Origin of the sequence: Nevskia soli DSM 19509, assembly GCF_000711955.1 — a bacterium.
Lineage (GTDB): Bacteria > Pseudomonadota > Gammaproteobacteria > Nevskiales > Nevskiaceae > Nevskia > Nevskia soli.
The window spans coordinates 56,789-83,487 of sequence record NZ_JONR01000015.1 but is presented as its reverse complement, the minus strand read 5'-3'; the positions used below and the strand labels follow the sequence as shown (position 1 = coordinate 83,487).

General features: G+C 65.6%; 18 protein-coding genes. 15 read left to right on the top strand and 3 right to left on the bottom strand.

What is annotated here, in order from left to right; translation table 11 throughout:
* Positions 1-321: 321 nt before the first annotated feature.
* Positions 322-1,740: a wax ester/triacylglycerol synthase family O-acyltransferase gene (locus BP26_RS0109060; protein ID WP_029920258.1), complete on the top strand. Its 1,419-nt coding sequence runs from the start codon at positions 322-324 to the stop codon at positions 1,738-1,740.
* A gap of 103 nt (positions 1,741-1,843) precedes the next feature.
* Here the strand turns inward: BP26_RS0109060 and BP26_RS0109055 are convergent, their stop codons facing one another.
* Positions 1,844-2,134, bottom strand: coding sequence for a hypothetical protein (locus BP26_RS0109055; protein WP_029920257.1), 291 nt, complete (start codon positions 2,132-2,134; stop codon positions 1,844-1,846).
* 282 nt (positions 2,135-2,416) lie between these two features.
* On the opposite strand from BP26_RS0109055, the gene BP26_RS0109050 reads away from it, so the two are divergent.
* The 8 genes from BP26_RS0109050 (at position 2,417) to BP26_RS0109015 (ending at position 14,825) form a co-directional block, all read left to right on the top strand.
* Positions 2,417-2,866 (top strand): hypothetical protein, encoded by a 450-nt coding sequence (locus BP26_RS0109050; RefSeq protein ID WP_029920256.1) that lies wholly within the window; start codon positions 2,417-2,419, stop codon positions 2,864-2,866.
* Positions 2,867-2,947: 81 nt separating this feature from the next.
* A complete protein-coding gene (locus BP26_RS0109045) occupies positions 2,948-4,249 on the top strand; it encodes a TolC family protein (protein ID WP_029920255.1) in 1,302 nt (433 codons plus the stop codon).
* Positions 4,246-5,187 carry an efflux RND transporter periplasmic adaptor subunit gene (locus BP26_RS0109040; RefSeq protein ID WP_029920254.1) on the top strand — a complete coding sequence of 314 codons (942 nt, stop codon included), beginning with the start codon at positions 4,246-4,248 and terminating at the stop codon, positions 5,185-5,187. The genes BP26_RS0109045 and BP26_RS0109040 overlap by 4 nt, the downstream gene beginning before the upstream one ends.
* Before the next feature lies 1 nt (position 5,188).
* Positions 5,189-8,311, top strand: a complete 3,123-nt coding sequence (locus tag BP26_RS0109035; protein WP_029920253.1) for an efflux RND transporter permease subunit — start codon at positions 5,189-5,191, stop codon at positions 8,309-8,311.
* A 261-nt stretch (positions 8,312-8,572) separates the two neighbouring features.
* Positions 8,573-8,944, top strand: coding sequence for a hypothetical protein (locus BP26_RS0109030; RefSeq protein WP_157572435.1), 372 nt, complete (start codon positions 8,573-8,575; stop codon positions 8,942-8,944).
* Positions 8,945-9,046: 102 nt separating this feature from the next.
* Positions 9,047-10,363: a TolC family protein gene (locus BP26_RS0109025; protein WP_029920251.1), complete on the top strand. Its 1,317-nt coding sequence runs from the start codon at positions 9,047-9,049 to the stop codon at positions 10,361-10,363.
* A 3-nt stretch (positions 10,364-10,366) separates the two neighbouring features.
* Entirely contained in the window at positions 10,367-11,674 is a 1,308-nt protein-coding gene (locus BP26_RS0109020) for an efflux RND transporter periplasmic adaptor subunit (RefSeq protein ID WP_084182940.1), read from the top strand.
* Between the two features lies 1 nt (position 11,675).
* The gene (locus tag BP26_RS0109015) at positions 11,676-14,825 is read left to right on the top strand and encodes an efflux RND transporter permease subunit (RefSeq protein ID WP_029920249.1); all 3,150 of its coding nucleotides are present in this window, start codon (positions 11,676-11,678) and stop codon (positions 14,823-14,825) included.
* Between the two features lie 66 nt (positions 14,826-14,891).
* Here BP26_RS0109015 and BP26_RS0109010 read toward each other — a convergent pair whose 3' ends face one another.
* A complete protein-coding gene (locus BP26_RS0109010) occupies positions 14,892-16,556 on the bottom strand; it encodes an acetolactate synthase large subunit (RefSeq protein ID WP_029920248.1) in 1,665 nt (554 codons plus the stop codon).
* Positions 16,557-16,828: 272 nt separating this feature from the next.
* On the opposite strand from BP26_RS0109010, the gene BP26_RS0109005 reads away from it, so the two are divergent.
* From BP26_RS0109005 to BP26_RS30115, 4 genes are all read left to right on the top strand, one after another.
* Positions 16,829-17,407 (top strand): uracil-DNA glycosylase family protein, encoded by a 579-nt coding sequence (locus BP26_RS0109005; RefSeq protein WP_029920247.1) that lies wholly within the window; start codon positions 16,829-16,831, stop codon positions 17,405-17,407.
* A gap of 621 nt (positions 17,408-18,028) precedes the next feature.
* On the top strand, positions 18,029-18,598 hold the full coding sequence (locus BP26_RS0109000) for an RNA polymerase sigma factor (protein ID WP_169740672.1): 570 nt from the start codon (positions 18,029-18,031) through the stop codon (positions 18,596-18,598).
* Positions 18,599-18,625: 27 nt separating this feature from the next.
* Positions 18,626-19,639 carry a FecR family protein gene (locus BP26_RS0108995; protein WP_051748708.1) on the top strand — a complete coding sequence of 338 codons (1,014 nt, stop codon included), beginning with the start codon at positions 18,626-18,628 and terminating at the stop codon, positions 19,637-19,639.
* Between the two features lie 388 nt (positions 19,640-20,027).
* Positions 20,028-20,291, top strand: a complete 264-nt coding sequence (locus tag BP26_RS30115) for a hypothetical protein (RefSeq protein ID WP_169740671.1) — start codon at positions 20,028-20,030, stop codon at positions 20,289-20,291.
* A gap of 60 nt (positions 20,292-20,351) precedes the next feature.
* Here the strand turns inward: BP26_RS30115 and BP26_RS30110 are convergent, their stop codons facing one another.
* Complete coding sequence (locus BP26_RS30110) at positions 20,352-20,579, bottom strand: hypothetical protein (protein WP_169740670.1); 228 nt, start codon at positions 20,577-20,579, stop codon at positions 20,352-20,354.
* Here BP26_RS30110 and BP26_RS0108990 point away from each other — a divergent pair.
* Both BP26_RS0108990 and BP26_RS0108985 read left to right on the top strand, forming a co-directional pair.
* Positions 20,578-23,451 (top strand): TonB-dependent siderophore receptor, encoded by a 2,874-nt coding sequence (locus BP26_RS0108990; protein ID WP_029920244.1) that lies wholly within the window; start codon positions 20,578-20,580, stop codon positions 23,449-23,451. The two genes, BP26_RS30110 and BP26_RS0108990, sit on opposite strands and share 2 nt — an antisense overlap.
* A gap of 206 nt (positions 23,452-23,657) precedes the next feature.
* Positions 23,658-26,687 carry a TonB-dependent receptor plug domain-containing protein gene (locus BP26_RS0108985; protein ID WP_157572434.1) on the top strand — a complete coding sequence of 1,010 codons (3,030 nt, stop codon included), beginning with the start codon at positions 23,658-23,660 and terminating at the stop codon, positions 26,685-26,687.
* The last annotated feature ends 12 nt before the right edge of the window (positions 26,688-26,699 follow it).

Genomic DNA, 26,699 nt, shown 5'->3' with positions numbered 1-26,699 from the left:
ACGGCCCGCAAGCATCCGGACGCCTGGGGCGTCCGCGGGCGGCAAGGTCCACGGCCCATCTTGCGGCAAGCGCGCCCGCTGCATCTCACACAAACGGAGTAGCGCGACAGCCGTTGCGGGCCCGGGACAAACTGTCACGGCGGTGTTCTATTCATGGAACTTTCACGGCCGCTTCACAGTCGCCAGAGACCAGGCCTGTATAGTGAATCGGTATCCCTTGCGGGGACTGCGCAGAAGCAGCACGGCATGACGGCCGCGACGGCGCAGACCATGGACGGCCCGATCCTTGCAAGACCTCATACGGCCATACGGAAGACTGCCATGACCGAACCTGCGATGAGCGAGCCGATGAGCGCTGTGGATCGCGCCTGGCTCGATATGGACGACCCGTGCAACCCGATGGTGATCAGCGCCATCTTCCAGCTGGAGGGGCCGGTGGACGCGGCCAACCTGCAGAAGGTGATGGTCGAGCGCCTGCTGCGCTATCCGCGCTTCCACCAGCGCGTCGACCGCAGCCAGGGCGCACCGCGCTGGGTCACCGACAAGAACCTCGATTTCCGCCACCACGTGCATGTGCGGCGCTTGCCGCATGGCGCCAACCAGCGCGAGCTGCGCAAGGCCATCTCGGCCGAAGTGTCGCGCGAACTGGACCACAATCGGCCGCTGTGGCGGCTGCTGCTCTACCCCTGCCCCAGCGGCCCGGTGACGGTGCTGTTCCGCGCCCACCATGCCCTGGCCGATGGCATCGCCCTGGTGACGCTGCTGATCGACAGCACCGACCGCGGCTTCCAGCGCGCGCCGGAGCCGCAGACCGCGGCCGTGCCGATGATCCGGCCCGGGCCGCTGGGCGGCCTGATCGATACGCTGGAGCTGCTCAACCACGGGCTGATCAAGCTCGGTTCGCTGGCGCGCAGCCGCGCCGGGCGCTCAAGACTGCTCACCCAGTTCCATGAGGGGCGCGATGCGGTGGCGGCGGTGCGACGCGTGCTGACACTGCCGGAAAACAATCCGCCGTTCCTGCACAAGCCGCTGTCCGGCCATCGCGGCGTGGCCTGGGCCGACGAGATTCCGCTGGAGCCGATCCGCCGCCAGGCCAAGGCGCTGGGCGTGCGCGTCAACGACCTGCTGATGACGGCGCTGGCCGGCGCCTTCAACCGCCAGTTGCAGCACACCAGCGCGGAACTGGCCGAGGAGCAGAACCTGCGCATCTCGGTACCGGTAAACCTGCGCAGCGGCAAGGGCCGCTCGCTCGGCAACCATTTCGGCCTGGTGCTGCTGGACCTGCCGGTGGGGGTGCGCAGCCCGCGCACGCGCCTGCACCTGGTGGCGCAGCGCATGACCGCGCTGAAGGAATCGCCGCAGGCACGCGCCACCATGCTGGGCCTGGCGGCGGCCGGCCATCTGCCGGTGCCGCTGGAGCGCAAGCTGGTGGACCGCATCGGCGCCAAGTCGGTGGCCGTGGTGTCCAGCCTGCCCGGGCCGCGCCGCCACGTGCATATCGGCGGCGCGCGCATGCGCAACCTGGTGTTCTGGCCGCCACAGTCGGGCGGCATCGGCATCGGCCTGAGTTTCTTCAGCTACGCCGGCCAGCTCAGCTTCGGCGTCTCCACCGACCTGGCGCGCCTGCCCAACCCGCGCGGGCTGCTGGAAGCGTTCCGCAGCGAGCTGGAGGAGCTGCAGCGCCTGACTCCCGAACCGGAGCCGACGACGTCGGAGCCGCTGCCGGACGTAATGGGTTGAGGCGCGGCACCACCGCTCCAACGCTGAATTGAAAAAGGCCGCGGTGAGCGGCCTTTTTCAGGCTGCAGGTGCCGGGAGGGCCCGGAGCACCTTGAAGCCGCGCCTAGTGCCCGGCTTCCGCGACGGGTGCGGCAAGCACCGCATCCGCTGACGCGATGACGGGCGGCGCGGATACGGCCGGCTTCTTGTCGCCATACAGTTTCTTCGCCGCGCGCGGAAAATCGGCGCGCAAGCGGATCTCGACCGCCTCGACCACGTCCAGGGCCTGCAGCCTGAGGGCATTGTGATGGAGGGCGACCAGCTCTTTTTCCGGCAGGCCGGCGCCGCGGACTTTCTCGAGGATGCGGTCGGTGGAGGGCGGCGGCTTGACCGGGGCGGACTGTTTCTTATTCATGGATGGCGTCCTGGCTGAGGAAGGCGAAAGGTCCCGCGGCGCCTGATCTGTATGGCAGCCGCCGGGTGCCTCAATGCTCCACTGTAGTGCTTTCCGGGGGAGCGTGCGCTGCGCGGCCAGGCCGGAAGCCGCGCGCAAGGCGCCAGGGCGGCGGGTCCGGGACGATCCGCCCGCGGCGGGAAGGCAGTATCCGGTGGGGATTGCGCGCGTTTGACTCTGGACCCCGCTCCAGGAATTGAAGTAGCGTCAAAGTGTCCCCTGGAATGCACGCCGGCGGGATGATTGGACATATCCGGCGAACATCCAGCCGAGCCGGGGGAACTCTGGATTCGGCTACACTGGGGCATGATTTCGGTTCGGCCCAGCATCGTCGTCTTCGTCGTTGTCGCGCTTTTGTTCGCGCGGATGGCGGGTACGCATTTGCATCTGTGCTTCGATGGCCTGGAACCTCCCACCTCGGTCCAGTCGCAGATGTACGATCTGGGCGATGGTTATATCCACAATACGACTTCCAGCGAAGTCCCCAGGCAGGATATCGATATCGATCTGGTTGGCGAGCTGTTGACCAAGCTCGCCAAGATCAGCCCTGACTTCCCGGTATTGATCATCGCGGTCGCGCTGTTCTTGCTGTCTCCCCGGCCGTTGCCTTCGTACGGTCGGGCCATTGCCGCATCCTTCGTACCCAATTCGTGGCCACGCATCCGGCCACCGTTGCGCGCACCTCCCCGCTGAACCTCCCCGCGGCCTGATGGCCGCACGCCCCGGTGTTTCCCTGGCGCTTCCCCGCGCTTGCCCGATTTGGGAGGTTTCTCGATGTTTCTCGTTCCCACGCGCCTGTTCGCGTGTCTGCTCGCCGTTTTCGCGGCCTTAGCCGTCCCTGTTGCCCGGGCCGCCGATGGCCTGAGCCTGTCCGCAGCGCTGGCGCGCGCATTGCGCGACAGCCCGGAACTGCGGATCTATCCCTACCAACGCCGCGCTGCGGAAGCCGACCGGCTGCAAGCCGGCCTGCGGCCCAATCCGGAACTCGGTGCTGTGCTGGAAAACTTCGCCGGCACCGGCGCCGTGCGCGGCGCCAAGTCGCTGGAGACGACGCTGACCCTGTCCCAACTCATCGAGCTGGGCGGCAAACGCGGGCGGCGGGTCGAAGCTGCCGAAGCGGCGCTGGGCAGTGTTGCCGCCGACTACGACGTGGCCCGGCTCGACGTGCTGTCCGAGACCACGCGCCGCTACGTGGATGTGGCCGAAGCCCAGGCCGGATTGGAAGCGGCCCGGCGTGCGGTTGATCTGGCCAAGCAGACCGGCGAGGCCGTGGAACGCCGCATCCATGCCGGGGCCGCTTCCACCGCCGAGCGCAACCGCGCCAATATCGCGCTCCTCCGCGCCGGGCTCGACGTACAGCGCGCCGAAGGCGAACTCGACGCCCATCGCGTAGCGCTCGGCGCCATGTGGGGCCAGGGCGCACCGGACTTCAGCAGCGTCTCCGGCGATCTCTACGCCATCCCGCCGTTGGCCGATTTCGCCACGTTCGCCGACCGGCTGCAGACCAGTCCGGATTTGGCGCGGTTTGCGTCGGAGCGCCGCCTGCGCGAAGCCGAGGTCAGGCTGGCGCAAGCCGAAGCGGTGCCGGATTTGACCCTCGGTGCCGGCGTGCGCCGTCTCAACTCCGGCGCCGAAGTCGGCGGTACGGGAGCGGACTACGGCCTGGTTGCCTCCCTCAACCTGCCGCTGCCGCTGTTCAATCGCAACCAGGGCAAGATCGCCGCCGCCCAGGAGCGCGCCGGGCAAAGCGATGCCGAGCGTGACGCCGCCCTGCTGCGCACCCGAGCGGTGCTTTACGGTCTGTACCAGGCAGCAGCGCAAGCCCGCCGCCAGTCCGAGGCGCTCCGTGGCGAAGCAATGACCCAGGCCGAGCAGGCCCTGACCCTGACCCAGCGCGGCTTCGTCAACGGCCGCTTCTCCTTCCTCGAACTCGCCGACGCCCAGCGCCAGGTGTTGGAGCTGCGCAGCCAGGCCATCAGCGCCAGTGCCGACGCGCAACGCATCGACGCTGAAATCGAACGCCTTACCGCGCAGCCCATCGTCGCTGCCGCCGCCTCTGCCGGAGCCGCCCCATGAGCCCCCAAACACGCAGCCTGATCCTCGCCCTGTGCCTGGGCTTCGCCGCCTGTTCCGGCAAGCCGGAGCCTCAAGCCGAAGGCCGAAACGAAAAACAAGAGGTCGCGGCGAGTGCAGAAGCCCCGCAGGCGGCCGCCATCACCCCCGAGCACGCCACAGCCGCCGGCATCGAGACCGCTGTCGCCGGGCCCGCGGAAATCCGCGAGACCCTGACGCTCTACGGCTCGATCCGTCCCAACGCCGAGCGCCAGCAGGAAGTGCGCGCCCGCTATCCCGGCGTGGTGCGCACCGTCGCCAGGCGTCCCGGCGATGCCGTCGGCAAAGGCGAGCTTTTGCTGAGCATCGAGTCCAACGACAGCCTGGAGCCGTACGCCATCCGTTCACCGATTGCCGGCACCCTGCTGGAGCGCCGGGTCAACCCGGGCGAAGCGGTCGACGGCAGCACCACGCTGATGGTGGTCGCCGATCTGTCCAGCGTCTGGGCCGAGTTCGCCGTCTTTGCACGCGATCTGGGACGCATTCGCGCCGGCATGCCGGTACAGCTCAAGACCAGCGACGGTGAAACCGGCGGCACAGCGAAGATCGCCTATGTGGCGCCGTCCGGCAGCGGCGATACGCAGAGCGTGGTCGCCCGCGCCGTAGTGGACAACAAGGGCGGCCGCTGGATTGCGGGGCAGTTCGTGACCGGCGACGTGGTGATTGCCGATCTCCGGGTGCCGGTATCCGTGGTCCCGGCCGCATTGCAGAAGCTGGGCGACAACGCCGTGGTGTTCGTGCAGACCGACAAGGGTTTCGAACCGCGCAAGGTCGAAATCGGCAAGCGCGGTGCCGAGGCCATGGAGATCAGGCAGGGCCTGGCCGCCGGCGAGCGCTACGCGGCGAAAAACAGCTACCTCATCAAGGCGGAGTTGACCAAGGGCGAGGGAGACGAGGACTGACATGATCGACCGACTCATAGACTTCGCCATCCGCCAGCGCTGGCTGGTGATGGCACTGGTGGCCGGCTTCGTCGTCTTCGGCGTATTCGAATACAAGCGCCTGCCGATCGACGCGGTGCCGGACATCACCAACGTACAGGTGCAGATCAACACCCGCGCGCCGGGTTATTCACCGCTGGAAGTGGAGCAGCGCGTGACCTTCCTGGTCGAGACCGCGATGGCCGGAATCCCGAAGCTGGAAAGCACCCGTTCGATCTCGGTCTACGGACTGTCGCAGGTGACCGTGGTGTTCAAGGACGGCACCGACATCTACTTCGCACGCCAGCTCGTCAACGAGCGGCTGCAGGATGTGAAGAGTGAGCTGCCGGATGGCACGCTGCCGGAAATGGGCCCGGTGGCCACCGGCCTGGGTGAAATCTTCCTCTACACCATCAGCGCCGAACCCGGTGCGCGCAAGCCGGATGGCTCTCCGTATACGCCGATCGACCTGCACGCGGCACAGGACTGGATCATCAAGCCGCAATTGCGGCAGGTTCCGGGCGTGTCCGAGGTCAACTCCATCGGCGGCTTCGACAAGCAGTACCAGGTGGCGCCCGATCCCGCACGCCTGCTGGCCTATGGCGTGACGCTGCGCGACCTGATCCAGGCTCTGCAAGCCAACAACGTCAACGTCGGCGCCGGCTATATCGAGCGCAACGGCGAGCAATCGCTGGTGCGGGTGCCGGGCCAGTTGAGCGATCTCAAGGCGATCGGCGAAGTCGTCATCACCACCCGCAACGGCATCCCGGTGCGGGTCGGCGACGTGGCCGAGGTGGGGATCGGCAAGGATCTGCGCACCGGCGCGGCCACCCTGGACGGCGCGGAGACCGTCCTGGGCACCGCCATGATGCTGATCGGCGAAAACAGCCGCACCGTATCCCTGCGCGTGGCCGACAAGCTGGCGCAAGTGGCCAGGCGCCTGCCGCCGGGCATCAAGGTCGAAGCCGTCTACGACCGCACCGTGCTGGTCAACCAGACCATCGCCACCGTGCAGAAGAACCTGGCCGAGGGGGCGTTGCTGGTGATCGTGGTGCTGTTCCTATTTCTGGGCAACCTGCGCGCGGCGCTGCTGACGGCGATGGTGATCCCGCTGGCGCTGCTGGCCACCTTCACCGGCATGGTGGAGAACCGGGTCAGCGGCAACCTGATGAGCCTGGGCGCGCTGGATTTCGGCCTGATCGTGGACGGTGCCTTGATCATCGTCGAGAACTGCGTCCTGCGCCTGGCGCAAGCGCAGCACCGGAAGGGACGCACGCTGGAACGAAATGAGCGCTTCGAAGTCGTCGGCCAGGCCACGCGGGAGGTGTTCAAACCCAGCCTGGTCAGCGTCGCGGTGATCGTGCTGGTCAACCTGCCGATCTTCGCCCTCGGCGGTGTCGAGGGGAAGATGTTCCATCCGATGGCCTTCGCCGTCATCGCGGCGCTGATCGGCGCGCTGGTGTTCTCGCTGACCTTCGTCCCGGCCGCCTGTGCGCTGTTGCTGACCGGCAATATCGCCGAGAAGGACAACGGGCTGGTGCGCGCCGCCAAACGCGGCTACGCACCGCTGCTGCGCGGCGCGTTGCGCGCGCGCTGGCCGGTCGTGGCGGGCGCCGTGGCGTTCGTCGTGCTGTGCGGCTGGTCCGCTTCGCGCATGGGCGCGGAATTCATTCCCCAGCTCGACGAAGGCGACATCGCGATAGGGGCTACACGACCGCCCGGAACCGGCATCGAACAGGCCGTCAGCATGCAGAAACACCTCAACCTAGCCATCAAGGCATTGCCGGAGGTCGACTTCATCTTCGCGCGCAACGGCACGGCGGACGTGGCAACCGATCCCATGTCGCCCGGGCGGTCCGATGTGTTCGTGCGGTTCAAGCCGCGCGCACAGTGGCCGGATCCCGGGAAAGCCAAGGCGACGCTGATCGAGGAAGTCGAGACCGCCGCCCAAAGCGTTCCCGGCACCGCTTTCGAGTTTTCGCAGCCGATCCAGATGCGCATGAACGAGCTGATCTCCGGTGTCCGCAGCGACGTCGCGGTGAAGGTCTTCGGCGACGACTTCGGCGAGTTGCTGCGGGTGTCCGAGGAGGTGCGGCGGGTTCTGGCCCGCGTGCCAGGCGCGGAAGCGCCGAAGGTCGAGCAGGTGTCCGGATTGCCGCTGGTGACGGTCGAGTCCCGGCGCACCGCGCTGGCCCGCTACGGACTGACCGTGGCCGATGTGCAGGATGCCGTGTCCGTGACGCTGGGGGGCAAGGAGACCGGTTTGATCTACGAGGGCGATGCCCGCTACCCGCTGGAGGTGCGGCTGGCGGAGCGGCTGCGCACGGATCCGGAGGTGCTGGCGCGGCTGCCGCTGGCGCGCGAAGCGGGCGGCTATGTCCCGCTGGCGGAAGTCGCCGACATCAAATCGACCGAGGGACCGAATCAGATTTCTCGCGACAACGGCAAGCGCCGCATCGTGGTCATGACCAATGTGCGTGGACGCGACCTGGCCGGCTTCGTCGCCGAGGCGCGGAACAAGATCGAACGCGAGGTCAAGCTGCCGCCGGGCTACTACATCGAGTATGGCGGCACCTTCGAGCAGCTCGCCTCGGCTTCCAAACGCCTGACCGTGCTGGTGCCGCTCGCGCTGGCGCTGATTTTCGGATTGCTGTTCATGACCTTCGGTTCGGTCAAGGACGCCGTGCTGGTGTTTTCCGGGGTGCCGCTGGCCCTGACCGGCGGCGTGCTCGCGCTGCTGCTGCGCGGAATCCCGCTGTCCATCACCGCCGGCGTCGGCTTCATCACCCTGTCCGGGGTGGCGGTGCTGACCGGCGTGGTGATGGTCTCGGCCATCCGCGACCTGATGCGGGATGGCACGCCGCTGGAGCAGGCCATTGTCGATGGCGCGCTGCTGCGCTTGCGGCCGATCCTGATGATCGGCCTGGTGGCGTCGCTGGGGTTCCTGCCGATGGCCCTGAACACGGGAACCGGCGCGGAGGTGCAGCGGCCGCTGGCGACGGTGGTGATTGGCGGCATCATCTCGGCTACGCTGCTGACCCTGCTGGTGTTGCCGGCCCTATACCGGCTGGCGCACGCTCCCGGGCGTACCGAACCTCCAATTTGAACCATGGCGCGCAGCGGTCGTATTTTCGATAACGCTTGACCCTGGACCCCGCTCCAGGGATTAGAGTGCATCCCGACTGAACCGGACCGGCTTTGTCCGACTGGACGTTCAGGCATAGTCGCCGAACGACCTGGAAGGGACAACCGGGCCGGGACGGTTCAAGATATGTCCCATGCCCGACCCGGCGCGGACCCTGGCAACGTAACAACGAGGCGAGTTAACCCGTCACCCATGCGTATCCGGCAATTCATCGCGGCGATCATGATCCTGCTGAGCCTGTCGGCCCAGGCCAGGAGCGCGTTCGCCTGCGGCATGATGCCGGGTGCCGCGCTGACCCACTGCTGCTGCCCTGGGGAAGGCAAGGACCAATGCCCGCCGGGCGCGAGCGGTCAGCACTGCTGCGATCCGGTGGCGCCGGCCGATGCCCCGTTGAGCCACGCGGCAATCAGCGCTTACGGTCACCAGCATTCGCCGCTCGACCCGATTGATCCGCCGCCGGTTGCCGCGGTGGAATCCCATTTGCTGCCGGTGTCATTCGATGCCGGCGGCAAACGCTATCTATCCCCACAACTCGATGCCAGCCGGCACCGGGTTCGTCCGCTATACCTCCAGACGGCGCGCCTGCGCCTGTAGCTCGATGGTCTCGCGGCTCCCACGCGGAGTCGCCTGAACCGCGGTTTCTCCGAACGGCCCACCGGGCCGCTCCAGACCATCGAACCCCCGGGGGTGTTTCCCATGTTCCAGCATCATGCCACGCGGCGCGCGTTGTTCGCCGCGGCTATCGGCCTCAGTTTCATTGCTCGTGCGGAAGAGCCGGCTTCCGGCGCTGTTCCCCTCGCCCATGAGCATCCGTTCGACGGCAGCGCGATTGGTGCCGGCGAACCGTTGTCGATTGCGGATGCGGCAAGGCTGGCGCTGACCGACCAGCCGATCCTGAGCGGACGCGAAGCTTCTATCGACGCCGAGGAGCAGCTCGCGGTATCGGCGGCGCAACTGCCGGACCCCAGGCTCACGGCCGGAATCAAGGATTTGCCGGTGGACCGCGGTGAAGCCTTCAGCGTCCGCGACGACAACTTCACCATGTTTTCCGTCGGCATCAGCCAGGACTTTCCGCGCGGCGACAAGCGCCGGCTCAAGGGCGAGCGCAAGCGCCTGGAAGCGGCGATGGACCGTCTCGGGCTGGACAACGACCGCCGCTCCATCGGCCGCGATGCCGCGCTGGCCTGGCTCGACGTCTATGAAAGCGAGCAGGCGCTGGCCCTCGCCCGCCAGCTTTCGGCCGAATCGGCCTTGCAGGTCCAGGCGCTGGAAAACGACTATCGCAACGGCCGCGCCGCGCAAGCCGACTGGCTGGCCGCGAGAGTCGAAGCCAGCCTGGTCAACGACAAGGCACACGACTGGCAGCATCACGTCGAACGCATGCGCGCCGGCCTGTCGCGCTGGATCGGCGAGGCAGCGCAACGGCCCCTGCTTGCCGATCTTTCTTCGCTGCCGCCGCCTGCCGATTTTCCCCGGCTCGCCGCGGAGGTGGAGCATCACCCGGTCGTGGCCGGCCTGCAGAAGCAGATCGAGACATCCGACACGGATGTAAAGCTGGCGCGGCAGGCGTACAAGTCCGACTTCTCGGTCGAAGGCTACTTCGGCTACCGGCCCGACTACGCCGACTTCGCAGGCGTCCAGGTCTCGCTGGACCTGCCGTTCTTCACCGCCAGGCGCCAGGACCGCGATCTCGCCGCGGCCTTGCGGCAGTCCGATGCCGCGCAGGATCGCAAGGCGGATGCCTTGCGTGAGCTGCATGCCGAGGCCACCGAGGATTACATCGACTGGCATCACGCGCGCGAACGTAGCGCCAGCTTCGACCGGGACATCATTCCCGATGCGCAGCGGCGCGTGGATGCCGCGCAGGCCGCCTACGCCGCCGGCGGTGGCGCCTTCGATGCCGTGCTGACGGCGCGGCGCAGCCTGCTCGATACACAACTCCAGCGCTTGTCCCTCGCGGTCGATGCCGCGCGCGCGCAAGTCCGCCTTCAATATTTCGCTCCGGGGAACTGAGCCATGCGTGAATCAAGAATGCTGTTGCTGTGTTTCCTGGGCGGCCTCGCGGTCCTGATCTACCTGCTGGCGGCGCACTTTCGCCATCACGAAGATGGCGGCCGGATGGCCGGGGCCGCGGCTGCCCCGGCGGCGGCTGAAGGCGGCAAGCCCCTGTACTGGTATGACCCGATGTTTCCCAACCAGCACTTCGATCATCCGGGCAAGTCGCCCTTCATGGACATGCAGCTGGTGCCGAGAACGGCGGACCAGGGGACAGTGGGAGCCGCATCCGGCGCCGGCAGCGTGTCGATTGATCCGCGCGTGGTGCAGAACCTCGGCGTGCGCCTCGCGGCGGTGGAACAGGGGCAGTTCGCGCGCGTGGTGGACACGGTCGGCCTGGTGGCCGTCGACGAGCACCGCATCCAGGCGGTGCAGGTACGCGCGCCCGGCTGGGTCGAGCAACTGGCAGTGCGGGCGGTGGGCGATCCGGTGCGGCGGGGCCAGTTCCTCGCCGGCGTCTATTCACCCGAGCTGCTGGCGGCGCAGCAGGAATTCCTCATCGCCCTGGGTTCGGGCGACGCGGGCCTGGCGCAGGCGGCGCGCGCGCGCCTGGGCCTGTTCGGCCTGACGGAGGGCCAGGTCAGCCATATTGCGAAAACCCGGCAGGCGGAGCGGCGTGTCGGCTACTACGCCCCGGCGGACGGTTATGTGATGGAACTCGGCGTGCGCCAGGGTGCGGCGGTGCAGCCGGGCACGACGCTGTTCCAGCTTGCCGACCTCGGCACGGTCTGGATCAACGCCGAAGCGGCGGAGACGCAAGCCGCCTGGATCAAGGCGGGTGACCGCGTGCAGGCGGAGGTGCCGGCCTTGCCGGGCGTGCGCTTCGACGGACAGGTGGATTATCTGTATCCCGAACTGAGCGCGGCGACCCGCACGCTGAAGCTGCGGCTGGTGGTCGGCAATCCGGGCCAGCGGCTGCGCCCCGGCATGTTCGCCTCGGTGCATCTGCTTGGCGCGCCGAAGGAAGCCGTGCTGATGGTGCCGACCGAGGCGGTGATCAAGACCGGCGCGCGCAGCGTGGTGATCGTGGCGGACGATGGCAGCCACTTCCACCCGGCCCTGGTGCAGGTGGGTGCCGAGTATGCCGGCAGGTCCGAGATCATCGAGGGATTGACGGCTGGACAGCAGGTGGTCGCTTCCGGGCAGTTCCTGATTGACTCCGAGGCCAGCCTGCGCGGCGCCTTCGACAACCTCACCGGCGCCGGCGCGGGCCAGGGCGGCAATGTCGATCCGCAGCTGATGCCGGCGCCCGCGGCCGGGGAGCGCTGAGATGATCGCGCGACTGATCCACTGGTCGATCCACAACCGCTTCCTGGTGTTGATGGCCACGGCGCTGCTCGGCATCTGGGGCGCGCACGCCGCGCTGAACACGCCGCTCGACGCGATTCCCGACCTGTCCGATACGCAGGTGATCATCCGCACCGAATTCCCCGGCCAGGCGCCGCAGGTGGTGGAGGACCAGGTCACCTACCCGCTCACCACCACCATGCTGTCGGTGCCCGGCGCGCGCACGGTGCGCGGCTATTCGTTCTTCGGCGACTCCTACGTCTACATCATCTTCGACGACAAGACCGATCTCTACTGGGCGCGCTCGCGCGTGCTGGAGTATCTCAGCCAGGTCACCGGCCGGCTGCCGGCGACGGCGAAGCCGACCCTGGGGCCGGACGGCACCGGCGTCGGCTGGATCTACGAGTACGCGCTGGTCGACCACGGCGGCCATTACGATATCGCGCAGCTGCGCGCCTTGCAGGACTGGTTCCTCAAGTACGAGCTGAAGAGCGTACCCGACGTCGCCGAGGTGGCCAGCGTCGGCGGCCTGGTGCGGCAATACCAGGTGGTGCTCGATCCGGACCGGATGCGTGCGCTGGGCGTGCCGATCGCGCGCGTGGTGCAGGCGCTGAAGGACTCCAACAACGAGACCGGCGGCTCGGTGCTGGAGCTGGGCGAGGCCGAGTATGCGGTGCGCGCCACCGGCTACCTGAAGAGCCTGGACGATTTCCGCTCGGTGCCGGTGGGCCTGGGCGACGGCGGCACGCCGGTGCTGCTGGGCGATGTGGCGCGCATCCAGATCGGCCCGGAGATCCGCCGCGGCATTTCGGAACTGGACGGCAAGGGCGAGGCGGTGGGCGGTGTCATCGTGATGCGCGCCGGCAAGAACGCCTTGCGGACCATCGACGCGGTGAAGGCGAAGATCGCCTCCTTGCAGCAGGGACTGCCGAAAGGCGTGGAGATCGTGCCGACCTATGATCGCTCGGAGTTGATCCACAAGTCGGTCAAGACCCTGCGCGATCGACTGATCGAGGAATTCGTCGTCGTCACGCTGGTCTGCGCGCTGTTCCTGTTCCACCTGCGTTCGGCCTTCGTCGCCATCGTCAGCCTGCCGCTGGGGATCCTGGCCGCGTTCAGCGTAATGAACTGGCAGGGCGTCAACGCCAACATCATGTCGCTGGGCGGCATCGCCATCGCCATCGGCGCGATGGTCGATGCGGCGGTGGTGATGATCGAGAACGCGCACAAGCATGTGGAGGCCTGGAATCATGCCAATCCGGGGCGCAAGCCCGGTTCCGGCGAGCAGTTGGCCATCATCGCCGGCGCGGCGGCGGAAGTCGGCCCGGCGCTGTTCTTCAGCCTGCTGATCATCACCCTGAGTTTCCTGCCGGTGTTCACGCTGGAGGCGCAGGAAGGCAAGCTGTTCGGTCCGCTGGCGTTCACCAAGACCTATTCGATGGCGGCGGCGGCGGGGCTGTCGGTGACGCTGATCCCGGTGCTGATGTTCTATTTCATCCGCGGGCGCATCCCGGACGAGCGCGGCAATCCGCTCAACCGGCTGCTGATCGCGCTGTACCAGCCGCTGCTCGACGCGGCGCTGCGCGCGCCGTGGCTGACCCTGGGATTCGCCGGCATGGTGCTGTTGTTCACGGCGATCCCGCTGACCCGGCTGGGCAGCGAGTTCATGCCGCCGCTGATCGAGGGCGACCTGCTGTACATGCCCTCGGCCCTGCCCGGCCTGTCGGCCGACAAGGCGACGCAGCTGCTGCAGCAGACCGACAAGGTACTGATGCAGTTTCCGGAGGTGAAGCGGGTGTTCGGCAAGGTGGGACGGGCGGAGACCGCCACCGATCCGGCGGGGCTGGAGATGTTCGAGACCACCATCGAGTTCAAGCCGCAGTCGGAATGGCCCAGCCACATGAGCCAGGACGAGCTGATCGACAAGATGAATGCGGCGCTCAACATCCCCGGCCTCGCCAACCTGTGGGTGCAGCCGATCCGCAACCGCATCGACATGCTCTCCACCGGTATCAAGAGCCCGGTGGGAGTGAAGATCGCCGGGCCGGACCTGAAGGTGATCGAGCGCATCGGCGAGCAGGTGGAGACGGTGCTGAAAAGCGTTCCCGGCACCCGCTCGGCCTATGCGGAACGGGTGCGGGGCGGGCGCTATGTCGAGGTGCATATCGACCGGCTGCGCGCGGCGCGCTTTGGCTTGAGCCTCGCGGAAGTGCAGCAGGTGGTGGCGCTGGCCATCGGCGGCGAAAACGTGGGCGAGACGGTGGAGGGCCTGCAACGCTTTCCGATCAACGTGCGCTATCCGCGCGAACTGCGCGACTCGGTGGACAAGCTGCGTACCCTGCCCATCGTCACCGACCGCGGCGCCACCACGACGCTGGGCGCGGTCTCCGACATCGTCGTCACCGACGGGCCGCCGCAGCTGCGCAGCGAGAATGCCCGCCTCAACGGCTGGGTCTATGTGGACATCTCCGGCCGAGACCTCGGCGGCTATGTCCGGGACGCGCAGAAGGCGGTGCAGGAACAGGTGGAGTTGCCGGCGGGCTATTCCATCGCCTGGTCGGGACAATTCGAATACCTGGAACGCGCGGCGAAGAAGCTGCAACTGGTGATTCCCTTCACCCTGGCCATCATCTTCGTGCTGCTGTACCTGACCTTCCGCAATTTCGGCACGGCGGCGCTGATCATGGGCACCCTGCCCTTCGCCCTGGTGGGCGGCCTGTGGCTGCTGTACCTGCTGGGCTACAACCTGTCGATCGCCTCCGCCGTGGGCTTCATCGCGCTGGCCGGCGTGGCGGCGGAGTTCGGCGTGGTGATGCTGCTCTATCTCGACAATGCCATCCGCAAGCGCAAGGAACAACAGCGCTTCGATTCCGAGCGCGACCTGATTGCGGCGATCGAGGAAGGCGCGGTATTACGGGTGCGGCCCAAGGCAATGACCGTGGCGGTGATCGTGGCCGGCCTGCTGCCGATCATGTTCGGCGGCGGCACCGGCTCAGAGGTGATGCGGCGGATCGCCGCGCCGATGGTGGGCGGGATGATCACGGCGCCACTGCTGTCGATGATCGTGCTGCCGGTGGCGTACCTGCTGCTGCATCGCAGGGCGTTGGCGCAGGCACGAAAAGGTGGAGAGTGAAACGGATCCCGGCGAGCAAGGCGCGCCGGGATCCGGGAGATGGAGGAAAAGCCGCCGCCGGCTTGATCAGTTGCGGCGCGCGGACTCCCCTTCCAGGGTTCGCGCGCCGAGCTCATCCACCAGCACGCGGATGTTTTCGCTGTAGTCGATGGGCACCGCAACGAGGTGTACGCCGCCGGCGTCGAAGGCGGCCTGCAGCGTCGACGCCACGCCTTCGACGGTGGTGACATTGTGGCCGCGGGCGCCATAGGCTTCGGCGTATTTGACGAAGTCCGGATTGTTGAAGGTCATGCCGAAATCGGGGAAGCGGTCGACGGCCTGCTTCCAGCGGATCATGCCGTAGGCGGAATCGACGATGATCAGTACGACCAGATCCAGCTTCAGGCGGATGGCGGTCTCCAGTTCCTGGCTGTTCATCATGAAGCCGCCGTCGCCGCATACGGCCAGCACCTTGCGGTCGGGGTGCAGCAGCTTGGCCATGATGGCGGCGGGCAGGCCGGCTCCCATGGTGGCCAGCGCGTTGTCGAGCAGCAGGGTATTGGCCATGTGCGTGCGGTAGTTGCGCGCGAACCAGATCTTGTACATGCCGTTGTCGAGGCTGACGATGCCGTTTTCGGGGACGACGGCGCGGACATCGCGCACCAGGCGCTGCGGCGTGACAGGGAAGCGATCTTCCCCGACCCTTTCGTTGATGTGCGACAGGATGGTCTTGCGCAAGGCCTGCATTGCAGGATCGGTCTGGATGCGGCCGTCGAGCCGCTGCGCCAGCGCGGCGACGCTGGCGCCGATGTCGCCGATCAATTCGGCATCGGGGTAGAAGACCTGTTCGACGTTGGCGGGCACGAAGCCGACATAGACGACCTTGCGGCCCGGCGCGGCATGGCCCATCAGGAACGGCGGCTTTTCGACGGTGTCGTGGCCGATGGCGACGATCAGGTCGGCCCGGTCGATGGCATCGTGGACGTAGTCGCGCTCGGTCAGGGCGGCGGTGCCGATGTAGAGGTCGGAGTTGCCGGTGACCGCGCCCTTGCCCATCTGGGTATTGAAGAACGGAATCCGCGCCCGGCGCACGAAATCGGACAGGGACTCGACCAGGCGCGGGCGGTTGCCGGCGGCGCCGATCATGATCAGCGGGCACTTCGCCCGCAGGATCATCTCGGCCACCCGCTCTACCGCGGCGGCGGAGGCCACGGGCCAGTTGATCAGGTGTGCCGGCACCAGGGGCACATCGGCTTCTTCGGCGGCGATGTCCTCAGGCAGTTCGAGGTGGACCGGGCCGGGGCGCTCCTCGGTGGCGATGCGAAAGGCGTCGCGCACCGTGGCGGGGATCGAGGCGGCGGAGACGATCTGGCGGCTCATTTTCGTCAGGGGGCCCATGGTGCGGACGATGTCGACGATCTGGAATCGCGCCTGCCGGGCGCTCTTGATCGGCTTCTGGCCGGTGATCATCAGCATGGGCATGGCGCCCAGGTGCGCATAGGCGGCGCCGGTGGTGAAATTGAGGGCGCCCGGCCCCAGGGTGGAGAGGCAGACGCCGGGGCGGCCGGTCAGGCGCCCTTGCGTTGCGGCCATGAAGGCCGCTGCCTGCTCGTGGCGCGTCAGCACCAACTCGATTTTCGAATTGCGCAGGGATTCGACCACATCGAGGTTCTCTTCGCCCGGGATGCCGAAGATCCGGTCGACGCCTTCATTCTCGAGTGCCGCAACCAGCAGATCGGAGCCCTTGCTCATGTTCTGGCTCCGGCGATGCCGTGTGCGCCAATCCGGCTGGAGACACCAACGTCGTGAGTGGTGTGGCTTTTCATACCTGACTCCTTTTAGGATAGGCGTGCGCTATTGAACGCTCGCATTCCCGGGCGGAGCACAGCACCGCCCGGGCCGGCCCGAACGGCGCCAGTGTCCGCCAATACGACACTCGCGGACAAGCGCGGAGGCCTGCCGGTTCAGGCAAGCTACAGGGCAGATAGACGCCCAGGCTTCGTTGATCCATCAAACGCTCGATCATGTCCAATTTCACATCGCTGCTGGCCGAGGTTCGGGCGTGCCGGATCTGCGCGGAGCAGCTGCCGGTCGAGCCTAGGCCGGTGCTGCAAGCGCTGCCTTCCGCGCGCATCCTGATCGCGGCGCAGGCACCCGGGCGGAAGGTGCATGCCTCGGGTGTGCCGTTCGACGACGCCAGCGGCGAGCGGCTGCGGGCGTGGACGGGTTTGTCGCCGGAGGTGTTCTATGATCCCGCGCGAGTTGCGCTCGTGCCGATGGGGTTCTGCTACCCGGGAACCGGGCCGGGCGGCGACTTTCCGCCGCGACCGGAGTGCGCACCCAAATGGCGGGCAAGGCTGCTGGCGCAACTCGGCAGCATCGAGCTGACGTTGGTCATCGGCAGCTACGCCCAGGCCTGGCACCTGGCGGGGCGGCACCCGTCCCTGACCGGGGCGGTAGCGGCCTGGCGCGGCTATCTCCCCGCCCTGGTTCCCTTGCCGCATCCCAGCCCGCGCAACAATCTGTGGCTGAAGCGCAATCCCTGGTTCGAGACCGATCTGTTGCCGGTGTTGCGGGCGCGGGTGGCGCAGGCTTTGAAGTAATTGGCGGTGCTTGTTTTTTTCGCCGCATGGGTGGCGCAGATCCGCCGAGAGCGATCGTCGCCCGGGTTCAGCTGCGCCGTTCGGAGAGCACGAGGGATCCCAGGACAGCCATCTATTGCGGCCCGAGTGTGGGGCAAAGCGGCGGCAGGACACGGCCGCGCACCGAAATATGGCGCGGAATGAGAGCGGCCTTTCTCAAGAATGCCCGATCGCTCATCCTCCGATAGCACTCCATGCCACTCCGCGTGCACTGTCATGAACCACTCTGGAATCATGAGTTTTCGTGCAGGTAAACCTGATTTAGACGGCTCAAAATCTGCTCACCCTACCTGGCATCCGAAATATTTATCAATTCGTTAAACACCCGGATTCGCATGGAAGTTTTTTGGAGGAAAATCTTCCAGGAAGGGCGGACAAATCACCGGTCCGGCAAGGGTTTTGCGGCTATTTTGACGCTGCGTTCATTATTACGATTTGTCCGGCACGACTCTTGCTGACTTCGCATTACGGTGTTGCTGATTGGGAGATTCAACTCGGGGATGCATGGCGCACCGGTTTGGGGCGCATCCTTTGCCGAGCGAAGTCATTCAGGCCTTGGGACTGATTCGATCTCACTTGTATATGAACGATTTATCCGAGCACGCATACGTGATTGACATTCCGCTTGATGCTTCAATGTCTGCCCATACGCATGCGGCGTTATCGGTCGAAGACGTCATCCGCAGCCATCACAGCTCGCTCATCCGGTTTCTGCGCAAGCGTCTGCGCACACCGGACGACGCCTCCGACGTGGCCCAGGAAACCTACATCCGCATGATGCAATACAACGGCTCCAGGGAAGTGCAGTCGCCCTCTTCGATGCTGTACCGGATCGCCATCAACGTGGCCAACGATCTCGGGCGCTCGGAGCAGGTACGCAGGGTTTCCGACCAGATGCCGATCGACGAGATGGAACTGGTGTCGGACCAGCCGCCGCCTGAGCGCGTGGTGTCCTCGATGCAGGACCTGTCCCTGCTCTACGACGCGATCGCGCACCTGCCGCCGAAGTGCCAGCAGGTCTTTCTGTTAAGCCGAGTCCGGGAGATGACTTATCCGGAAATTGCGCGGCATTGCGGAATTTCAGTTAAAATGGTTGAAAAGCACATAGGTCGCGCATTGTCCGCCTGCCTAAAAAAAGTAGGGGGGGCATAACAAACATAAAGAAAGACACCATCAAGTATGTTCACGGATAGCAAGAGTGCAGTTCTGGAGTCAGCGGCCCGATGGTACGCACGGCTTAACGCGCCCGATTGCACCGACGTCGAGCGCGCCCGCTTCCAGAGCTGGAAGCAGCAGGATCCTTCGCACGCAGAAGCCTACGCCGCAGCCGAGCAGTCTTCGCGCGCGGTGTCTTATCTGGGCGCCACCGATCCCCGGCTGAAGGCCATGGCCGACCGGGCCTTCGCCATGGGCGCCGCCGATACCCCCTTCCGCAGCAAGCGCAACTGGCGCCGCGTTTCCGTCTCGATGGCGCTCGCCGCCAGCGCACTGGTCGCGGTGCTGGGCATCAGCTTCATGAATGGCAACCTGTCCGCCACGCCGGAAACCACCTACACCACGGCGGCGGCTGAACACCGCGACATCACCCTGCAGGATGGCTCGGTGGTGCATCTCGACGTGGCCAGCAGCATCAGGGTGCGCCTCAAGGCGCATCAGCGGCAGATCGAACTGACCAGCGGCCGCGCCTTTTTCGAAGTGGCGCATGACGCCACGCGGCCGTTCACGGTCTCGGTGTACGGCGAACACGTGACGGCGCTCGGCACCCGCTTCCAGGTGGAGCGCGACGACCAGTATCTGCTGGTGACCCTGGCCGAAGGCTCGATTGCCGTCACCGACGATGCATCCGGCGCCGCCGCGCATCGTGATGTGCTGGTCCCCGGCGAGCAGCTCAAGATTGCCTGGGCCGACAATGTCCGCAACAAGCAAACGGTGGATGCCGAATCGGCAACGAGCTGGTCGCATGGCCGACTGGTTTTCCGCGCCACTCCCCTGGCCAGCGCGCTGGATGAAGTCAACCGCTATGCCACCCGGAAGGTACGCATCGCCGATCCCGCCCTCGCCCAGCTGCCGGTCAGCGGCAGCTTCATCATGGGCGACAGCGCGCTTACGGTCTCGGCGCTGGTCGCCGTGCTGCCGGTCCGCGCCGTCGACGCGGGGCAGGAAATCATGTTGTTTCCGCGCCAGGGCGGTTGAGCTTCGACACCCCGGCGTCATTCGCATCCGCATGAGCGCCCGGCAACCGGGCGCAGTCGTTTCCCCTTCCGAGAAGCGCCCTGCCGACGGATGTCGTTCCGTATCTCCGGGTAGGGTATTGCGCGAAATCTCCGTCTTATAGGGTGTCCATGCGCGCAAGCGCAGGGGCGGATTTTGCCGCCGGCCTTGGGAACAATATCAACGAACACCGGCAGCAGGGGCATTGATGGCACGTGCACCGCGTCACCCGTCCTTGAGTAGGCACCACGGCCGCAGGCTTGCCCGTGCGACCGGGGGACGCCTGAAGCAATGAGCCTTCAAGACGGTAGAGGTCTGAATATTGCATAGCTGCCTATGTGGGCTTTGAAACCCGCATCCGCAGCCGGGGATGAAATCCATCCAGCTCCGCTGGCGACTTTTCAATATTGCAATGATTCATTGTGTGACCGGGGACTTTATACAGCTTGCCGATCAATGGGGGATAGCCCTGCGCCTGTTTGACTGGATTACCGGGGATTTCTCAGAAGGACGCCGACAGGCGCATCGACGACCTTCACAACGCCGCCGCGATGACATTTCAGCATCCGTTCAAGATTCCCAAAGTCCGCACGATGCATGCAGCGGGCGGCACAATCGATTGGCCGGCGAATAGTCCGTACCTACAGCTTTCATCAAGCCGGTCGTACCGGCCGACGACGGCATCGCACGAGAGTCAAGCGGAACGCGCGGAGCGGGAACATCCGCAGCCGCTTCCGGAATTGGCGCGTTGCAACTCGCTGCCCGCCTTGCACAAGATCATTGCGCGAGCGAACGCGGATGCGGTGACCGCCTTCAACTGCATGACGGTCTCCGGAAGATTCATGGCGGCCTGCCTCGTTGCGACTTCGGCCGCGCTGGTTTTTGTAAGTCCATCACGGGCGGAATCGGCCACAACGGTCATGGAATTCGATATCCCGGCTGGAAAGCTGGCGGACGCGCTGGACCGCTTCGGCGAACAGAGCGGCTTGCAGGTCGCCTACGACCAGGCAACCGTGGAGGGAAAGCGGGTGGTTCGTGTGACCGGCCCGATGCCGACTGCCGAAGCGCTCAACCACCTGCTGGCCAATTCGGGGCTGTCCTGGAAGTACGTCAACAGCAAGACAGTCATCCTGAACGCTCCCGCCACCGACACGGCAAGCACCCGGCCGGTGCCGCCCCCCGAAAGCCCGCATGCCGCCACAGCCTCGAAAAAGCATGGGGATGTCGTGGTTCTCAACGACATCACGGTGGTGGAGAGTCTGCCGCCCACCGCGACGCAGCCGAGCAACTTCGCGCTGGGTTTCAGCAAACCCCTGCTCGAAACACCGCGGTCCGTGTCTTCGATCCGCAGCGATCAGATGACCAGCCAGGGCATCGCGACCATCGAGGACATCCTGCGCGTGGTGCCGGGCACCTTCACCACCACGCGCTACGATCTTCAAGGCGGGATCAATGTGCGCAGCGTGGCCTCCGATGTGTACTTCCGCGGCATGAAGCGGCTGACCATGCAGGGCCATGCGCGCACCGATCTGAACGCCATGGATTCGATCGAGATCGTCGAAGGGCCACCTTCACCGATCTACGGCATGGGCAATATGGGCGGCTACACCAATCTGATGCCGAAGTCGGCGCGCGCCCTGTCCGGTGCCTACCTGACGGATTTGAAGGGGTCCGGCGCGGTCACCATCGGCTCGTACCAGAAAACACAATTCGAGGCCGGCGTCGGCGCGCCCTACTCCATCGGCGGCCGGCAAGGTGGCTATTACATCTTCGCCCTGCTCGAGGACTCCGGCGACTTCGTCGAGCAGGTCCGGGTGCGGCAGAAGTTGCTGCAGGCGAGCTCGAGCCTGAACAACTTCGTGGGACCGTTCCGCATGGAAACGGGCATGCAATATCAGAATTCGGTGACCTCCGGTTCCTATATGAACCGGGTCACGCAGAGCCTGATCAACGGCGGACGTTATGTGCAGGGCATGCCGCTGGCACAGTTGGACTCCAACGGCGACGGACGCATCGGTTTTCTGGAGATGCAGCAGAATTCACCGGTGAAGGGGACCATCACCCCGGGCAACCAGCCGCTGCTGCAGAATTACCCCTGGCCCACCGACGCCACCGGCAAGCCTTATCAGGTCGGACGGTTTCCCGTGATCGCGGGCATTCCGCAGACGATGATGGACTACCTCAACGCACACCCGGAGGCCGATCCGACCGGCTTGCTGCGCGCTCAGGGCGTGGGCGGCCCCCTGCCGACTTCGGGACAGTTACCGATCGGCTTCGTGCTGGATCCGCGCACCACCGGGTATACCAGGGTGGACTGGCACCGCAACGGCGCCTTCGAACGGATGCAGGACGCGGACCTGTGGCTGTGCTACTTCGATCTGGTCGACGACGCGGATCCGAATTTCACCATGAAGAACCAGATCTTCCTGGACAACCTGGGGCAGACCAAGGACTCGTACCTGCCATACGGGGAATTCCTCGACATGCACGCGATCGAGGACAAGTTCATCGTGACGCGCCGCCTGCCGGCCGAACTGCTGCCGGCCTGGCTGCGCGTCAATGCCATCGGTTCGCTCGACTATCGCCTGACCCGCGCCGCCATCCTCAGCTCTGGCGACGACTTCGACTACCGCCAGGATGTAATGGGAGCGAATTCCGGCACGCTGGTTCCCAACACCAGCTTCTGGAACTGGGTCACCAATCCATCCTATGACACCGGGGCACCGGCCACCATCAACCGCAAGAGCGCCTACGATCAGTTCGGCGTCGGCGGCATGCTGGATGTGGATGTATTGCAAAACACCAATCTCCTGTTGGGCGGGCGCTGGGACGGCTCGACGGTCGACAGCGTCAATTACCAACGCTTCAACCAATCGACCGGCACCCTGGGAAATGCCGGAGGGACCATCCCCGAGGACCGGGCCAACGGCCACGACAGCGGCACATCCTGGAGCATCAGCCTGTCGCAGCGCCTGCCTTACGGCGTGCGCCCGTATATGACGCTGGCGCATTCATCGAATGTGCTGGAGGACATCAACAATATCGTCAGCGTCCCCATCGTCAGGGCGCCGGGGGGCTATATCGGCGGCTCCAAGCTGAAGGAGGCCGGCATCAAGGCCAGCCTGTTCGGCGGCAATCTGTTTGTTTCCAGCGCTGTGTATCAGCAAACCCGGGCCGATATCTCGCCGCCCAGCGATCCCACCGGATCGGCCTATCGCACCAGTTCGCTCGCACGCGGCTGGGAAACCCAGTTCAAATGGGTGCCGCTATCGAGATTCGATATATCCGGCTATGCGCTGTTCCAGTCCTCCAAATATCTGCAGAACAGCCAGGAAGTGGTGGAGCTCAATGCCCGCCAGCTGGGCTTCAAGGACGTGGTCGATCCCGCCAGCGGCCGCGTGATCTATCCGGCCGAAGCCTTTCTCTACGGCGGCCGCACGCAGATGAACATTCCTGCCGCACTGCTCGCCCAGTTCGCCAAGAGGACCGGGGATCCGGAAAAGCAGTTCGGCCTGAACCTGAGCTACAGCTTCGCTTCGGGCTTCGGCATTCACGCGGGAAGCAATTTCCTGTCGTCCGCCTTCCTCGATCGCACCCAGACCACCGTGTTGCCGCGGTCCATCGTGGTCAACGCCGGCGTCAGCTGGGATGCGGACCGCTGGCACTTCAAGCTGAACGGCTACAACCTCAACAACGAGCTGTACTTCCGGGCGCGCAGCACCGACGCCAGCGACAACATGGCCACCGTCCTTCCGGGACGTCGGATCGATTTCTCCGCCAAGGTCGATTTCTGAACCGCCGCCGAAGGGCTTTCCACCGCGCACCCCGACTTCTGACGGCGTTCGTCAGCGCCTGCATCAACCTATTCGCGCCTTGATCGCCGAAACATTCAATTGCTGAACTTTGCAAGGTAGGGGGTGTCGGCGATCTGCCGTCTCAATGTAAGGAAGGCTTGCTCACAACCTCGGCTTGAGCAGCCTCATCAACATTGGGAGACAACGTGCGCAGCAGCAGAACAGGTATCGATGTTGGAACGCTTCCGCAGATCGTCAGCAGCGTGCTGGCGATGCCGCTGGCGGCAACCCTTGTCGCGCTCGGCATACCGGCACTCGCGATGGCGCAGGGCACGGACGCGGGAGGGTCCGCCCCGCAGGCGCCGGCGATGCTGGTTCCCACGCCCGGAGGTGATCAAAAGGCGGCGACGCCGAAGAATGCGTCGGAACTGTCGACGCTGAGCGTCAACGCCGATGCGCTGACGGCGATCTCGAATCCAAGCAGCGGCTCCTCGATCGGCTTTTCCAAGCCGATCCTGGAAACCCCGCGCTCGGTGTCCTTCCTCGACCAGGATCAGCTCAATACGCTGGGCATTTCCAAGGTGGAAGACCTGACACGCGCGGTGCCCGGCACCTACACCACCACGCGTTACGGCTTGCAGGGCGGCATCAATATCCGCGGCATCCAGGCCGACGTGTACTGGCGCGGCATGAAGCGCCTGACCATGCAGGGCCACGAGCGCACCGACCTGAACGGTCTCGAATCGCTCGAAGTCGTGGAAGGGCCGCCCTCGCCGATCTACGGCATGGGGGAAATGGGCGGTTACGCCAACGAGACGCCGAAGTCGGGGCGCGCCGTCAACGGGGCGTATCTGTCCGACGTCACCGGCTTCACCCAGGGCACTGTCGGCTCCTATCAGAAGGCGGAAGCGCAGATCGGCGTCGGCGGTCCGCTGGATGTGCTCGGCAAGCAGGGCGGCTACTACGTGTTCGGCCTGCTGGAGGATTCCAACACTTTCGTCGACCAAGTGAAGGCCAAGCAGAAGATCCTGCAGGCGACCAACTCCGTCGACAATGCCATCGGCCCGTTCCGTATCGAGAGCGGGGTGCAGTACCAGAATTCGCAGACCTCCGGCGCCTTCGTCAACCGCGTCACCCAGGATCTGATCAGCAGCAACAAGTACATCACCGGTAGTCCGCTGGTCGATCTGCGCGTATTCAACAATCCGGCGACCAACCCCAACTACACCGGCCAGATCTACAACCCGAGCAACTACAACACCGTCGGCTTCCGCCAGATCCACATCAACTCGCCGCTGGGCAGCGACAGCGGCACCACCGCGGGAACCTGCGCTTCCGCCGCCACCGTCTCCTCCCAGGCAATGACGCCTATTCCCGGCGGCATGCAGCAAGGCGGCTGCGCCCAGCCCTACTCGGTCACCAGCCTGAAGCTGCTGGACGGAAGCGTTGCCGCGGGTACGGCGACAGTCAACAACCAACCGCTCAACCAGACTTTCCAGTGGCCGATCGATCCGGTCACCGGCAAGTTCTTGCGGCCCGGCCACTTCCCCAAGGTCCAGGGTATTCCGCAGTCGATGTACAACTACCTGGTCGCCCACCCGGAGGCCGATCCCACCGGCCGGCTGCGCGCGCAGGGCGTCGGCGGCCCGGAGCCCGTGTCAGGCTGGCTGCCGGTTGGCAACGTGCTCGATCCGCGCACCACCGGCTACGCCCATCCGAACTACCACAAGGATGGCTCGTTCGAGCGCTTGCAGAACGCCGTGCTGTACCTCGGCTACTACGACATGATCGACGACAAGGATCCGAACTTCACGATGAAGAATCAGATGCTGTCGGATAACGTCGAGGCGACCAAGGACTCCTACCTGCCCTACGGTGAATACCTGACCCAGCACTCGCTGGAGGACAAATTCACCGCCACGCACACACTGCCGGAGGAATACCTGCCGAGCTGGCTCGCGGTCAACACCCTGGGCTCCCTGAACTATCGCGTCACCCACGCGGTGATCAAGGACGCCGGCGGCGACTTCGACTGGCGCCAGGACATGCTGGCCACGCAGGGCAACGATGTGCAGCTGGCCAACAACAACTTCGCCAATCCGCTGAACAACCCGAGCTACGCCACCGGCGCGCTGAATACCGTCGACCGCACCAGCTGGTACAACGACTTCGGCGCCGGCCTGCTGTTCGATGTGGACATCTTCAAGAACACCAACGTGGTTCTCGGTGGTCGTTGGGACGGTTCTTCGGCGCACGGCGGCGACGCCCGCCGCTTTAACGAAACGCCCAACAATCCGCTGGTCACTTCGTCGACCATCGCCTCCAGCGATCAGCCCATTTCCGCGCAGTTCCTGAATTCGGGCGCGGCAATGGGCTGGAGCCACGGCACTTCCTGGAGCATCAGCCTGTCGCAGCAGCTGCCGTTCGGCCTGCGCCCCTACGCGACCCTCGCCAAGTCGGCGATCGCGCTGGAAGACTCCAACAACATCATGGCCACCAGCGTCATCACCAGCACGGCGGGCCACATCGGCGCCTCCAAGCTGCGCGAGGCCGGCATCAAGGGCAGTTGGCTCGACGGCACCCTGACCTTCACCGATTCGTACTTCATCCAGGCCCGTACGGACATTTCCGCACCGACCGACCCGACCGCCAGCGCCAACGTCTCCAGCACCAACACCAAGGGCTGGGAGAACCAGATCCACTGGCAGGTCACGCGCAAGCTCAACGTCGGCGCCTACTCGTTCTGGGAGTCCTCGCACTACATCTACAACAGCGTGTCGTCGATCACCGTCAGCGCGCGCCTGCTGGGATTCCAGGACGTGACCGACGCCAACGGCAACGTGCTCTACCCGGCGGAAGCCTTCGACTACGGCGGCAAGGCCAACATCAACATCCCGGCTCCGCTGGCCAGCCTCTACACCAAGGTGGTGGGCGTTCCGGATCACCAGTACGGCGTCAACATGAACTACATCATCGGCAGCGGCTTCAGCTTCCACGCCGATGGCCAGTACTTCCAGGCCGTCTGGGCGGACCGCATCAATACCGTGCGCCTGCCGTCGACGACCAACGTCGATGCCGGCTTCGCGTACGACAAGGCGCGTTACCACTTCTCGCTCAGCGGCTTCAACCTGCTCAACCGCCAGTACTTCCGCGCCGGCATCGGCGATACCAACGGCACGCTGGTTTCGGCCATGCCGACCCGCAACTTCGAATTCAAGGCAAAGATCGATTTCTGATCGCCCTTCCCG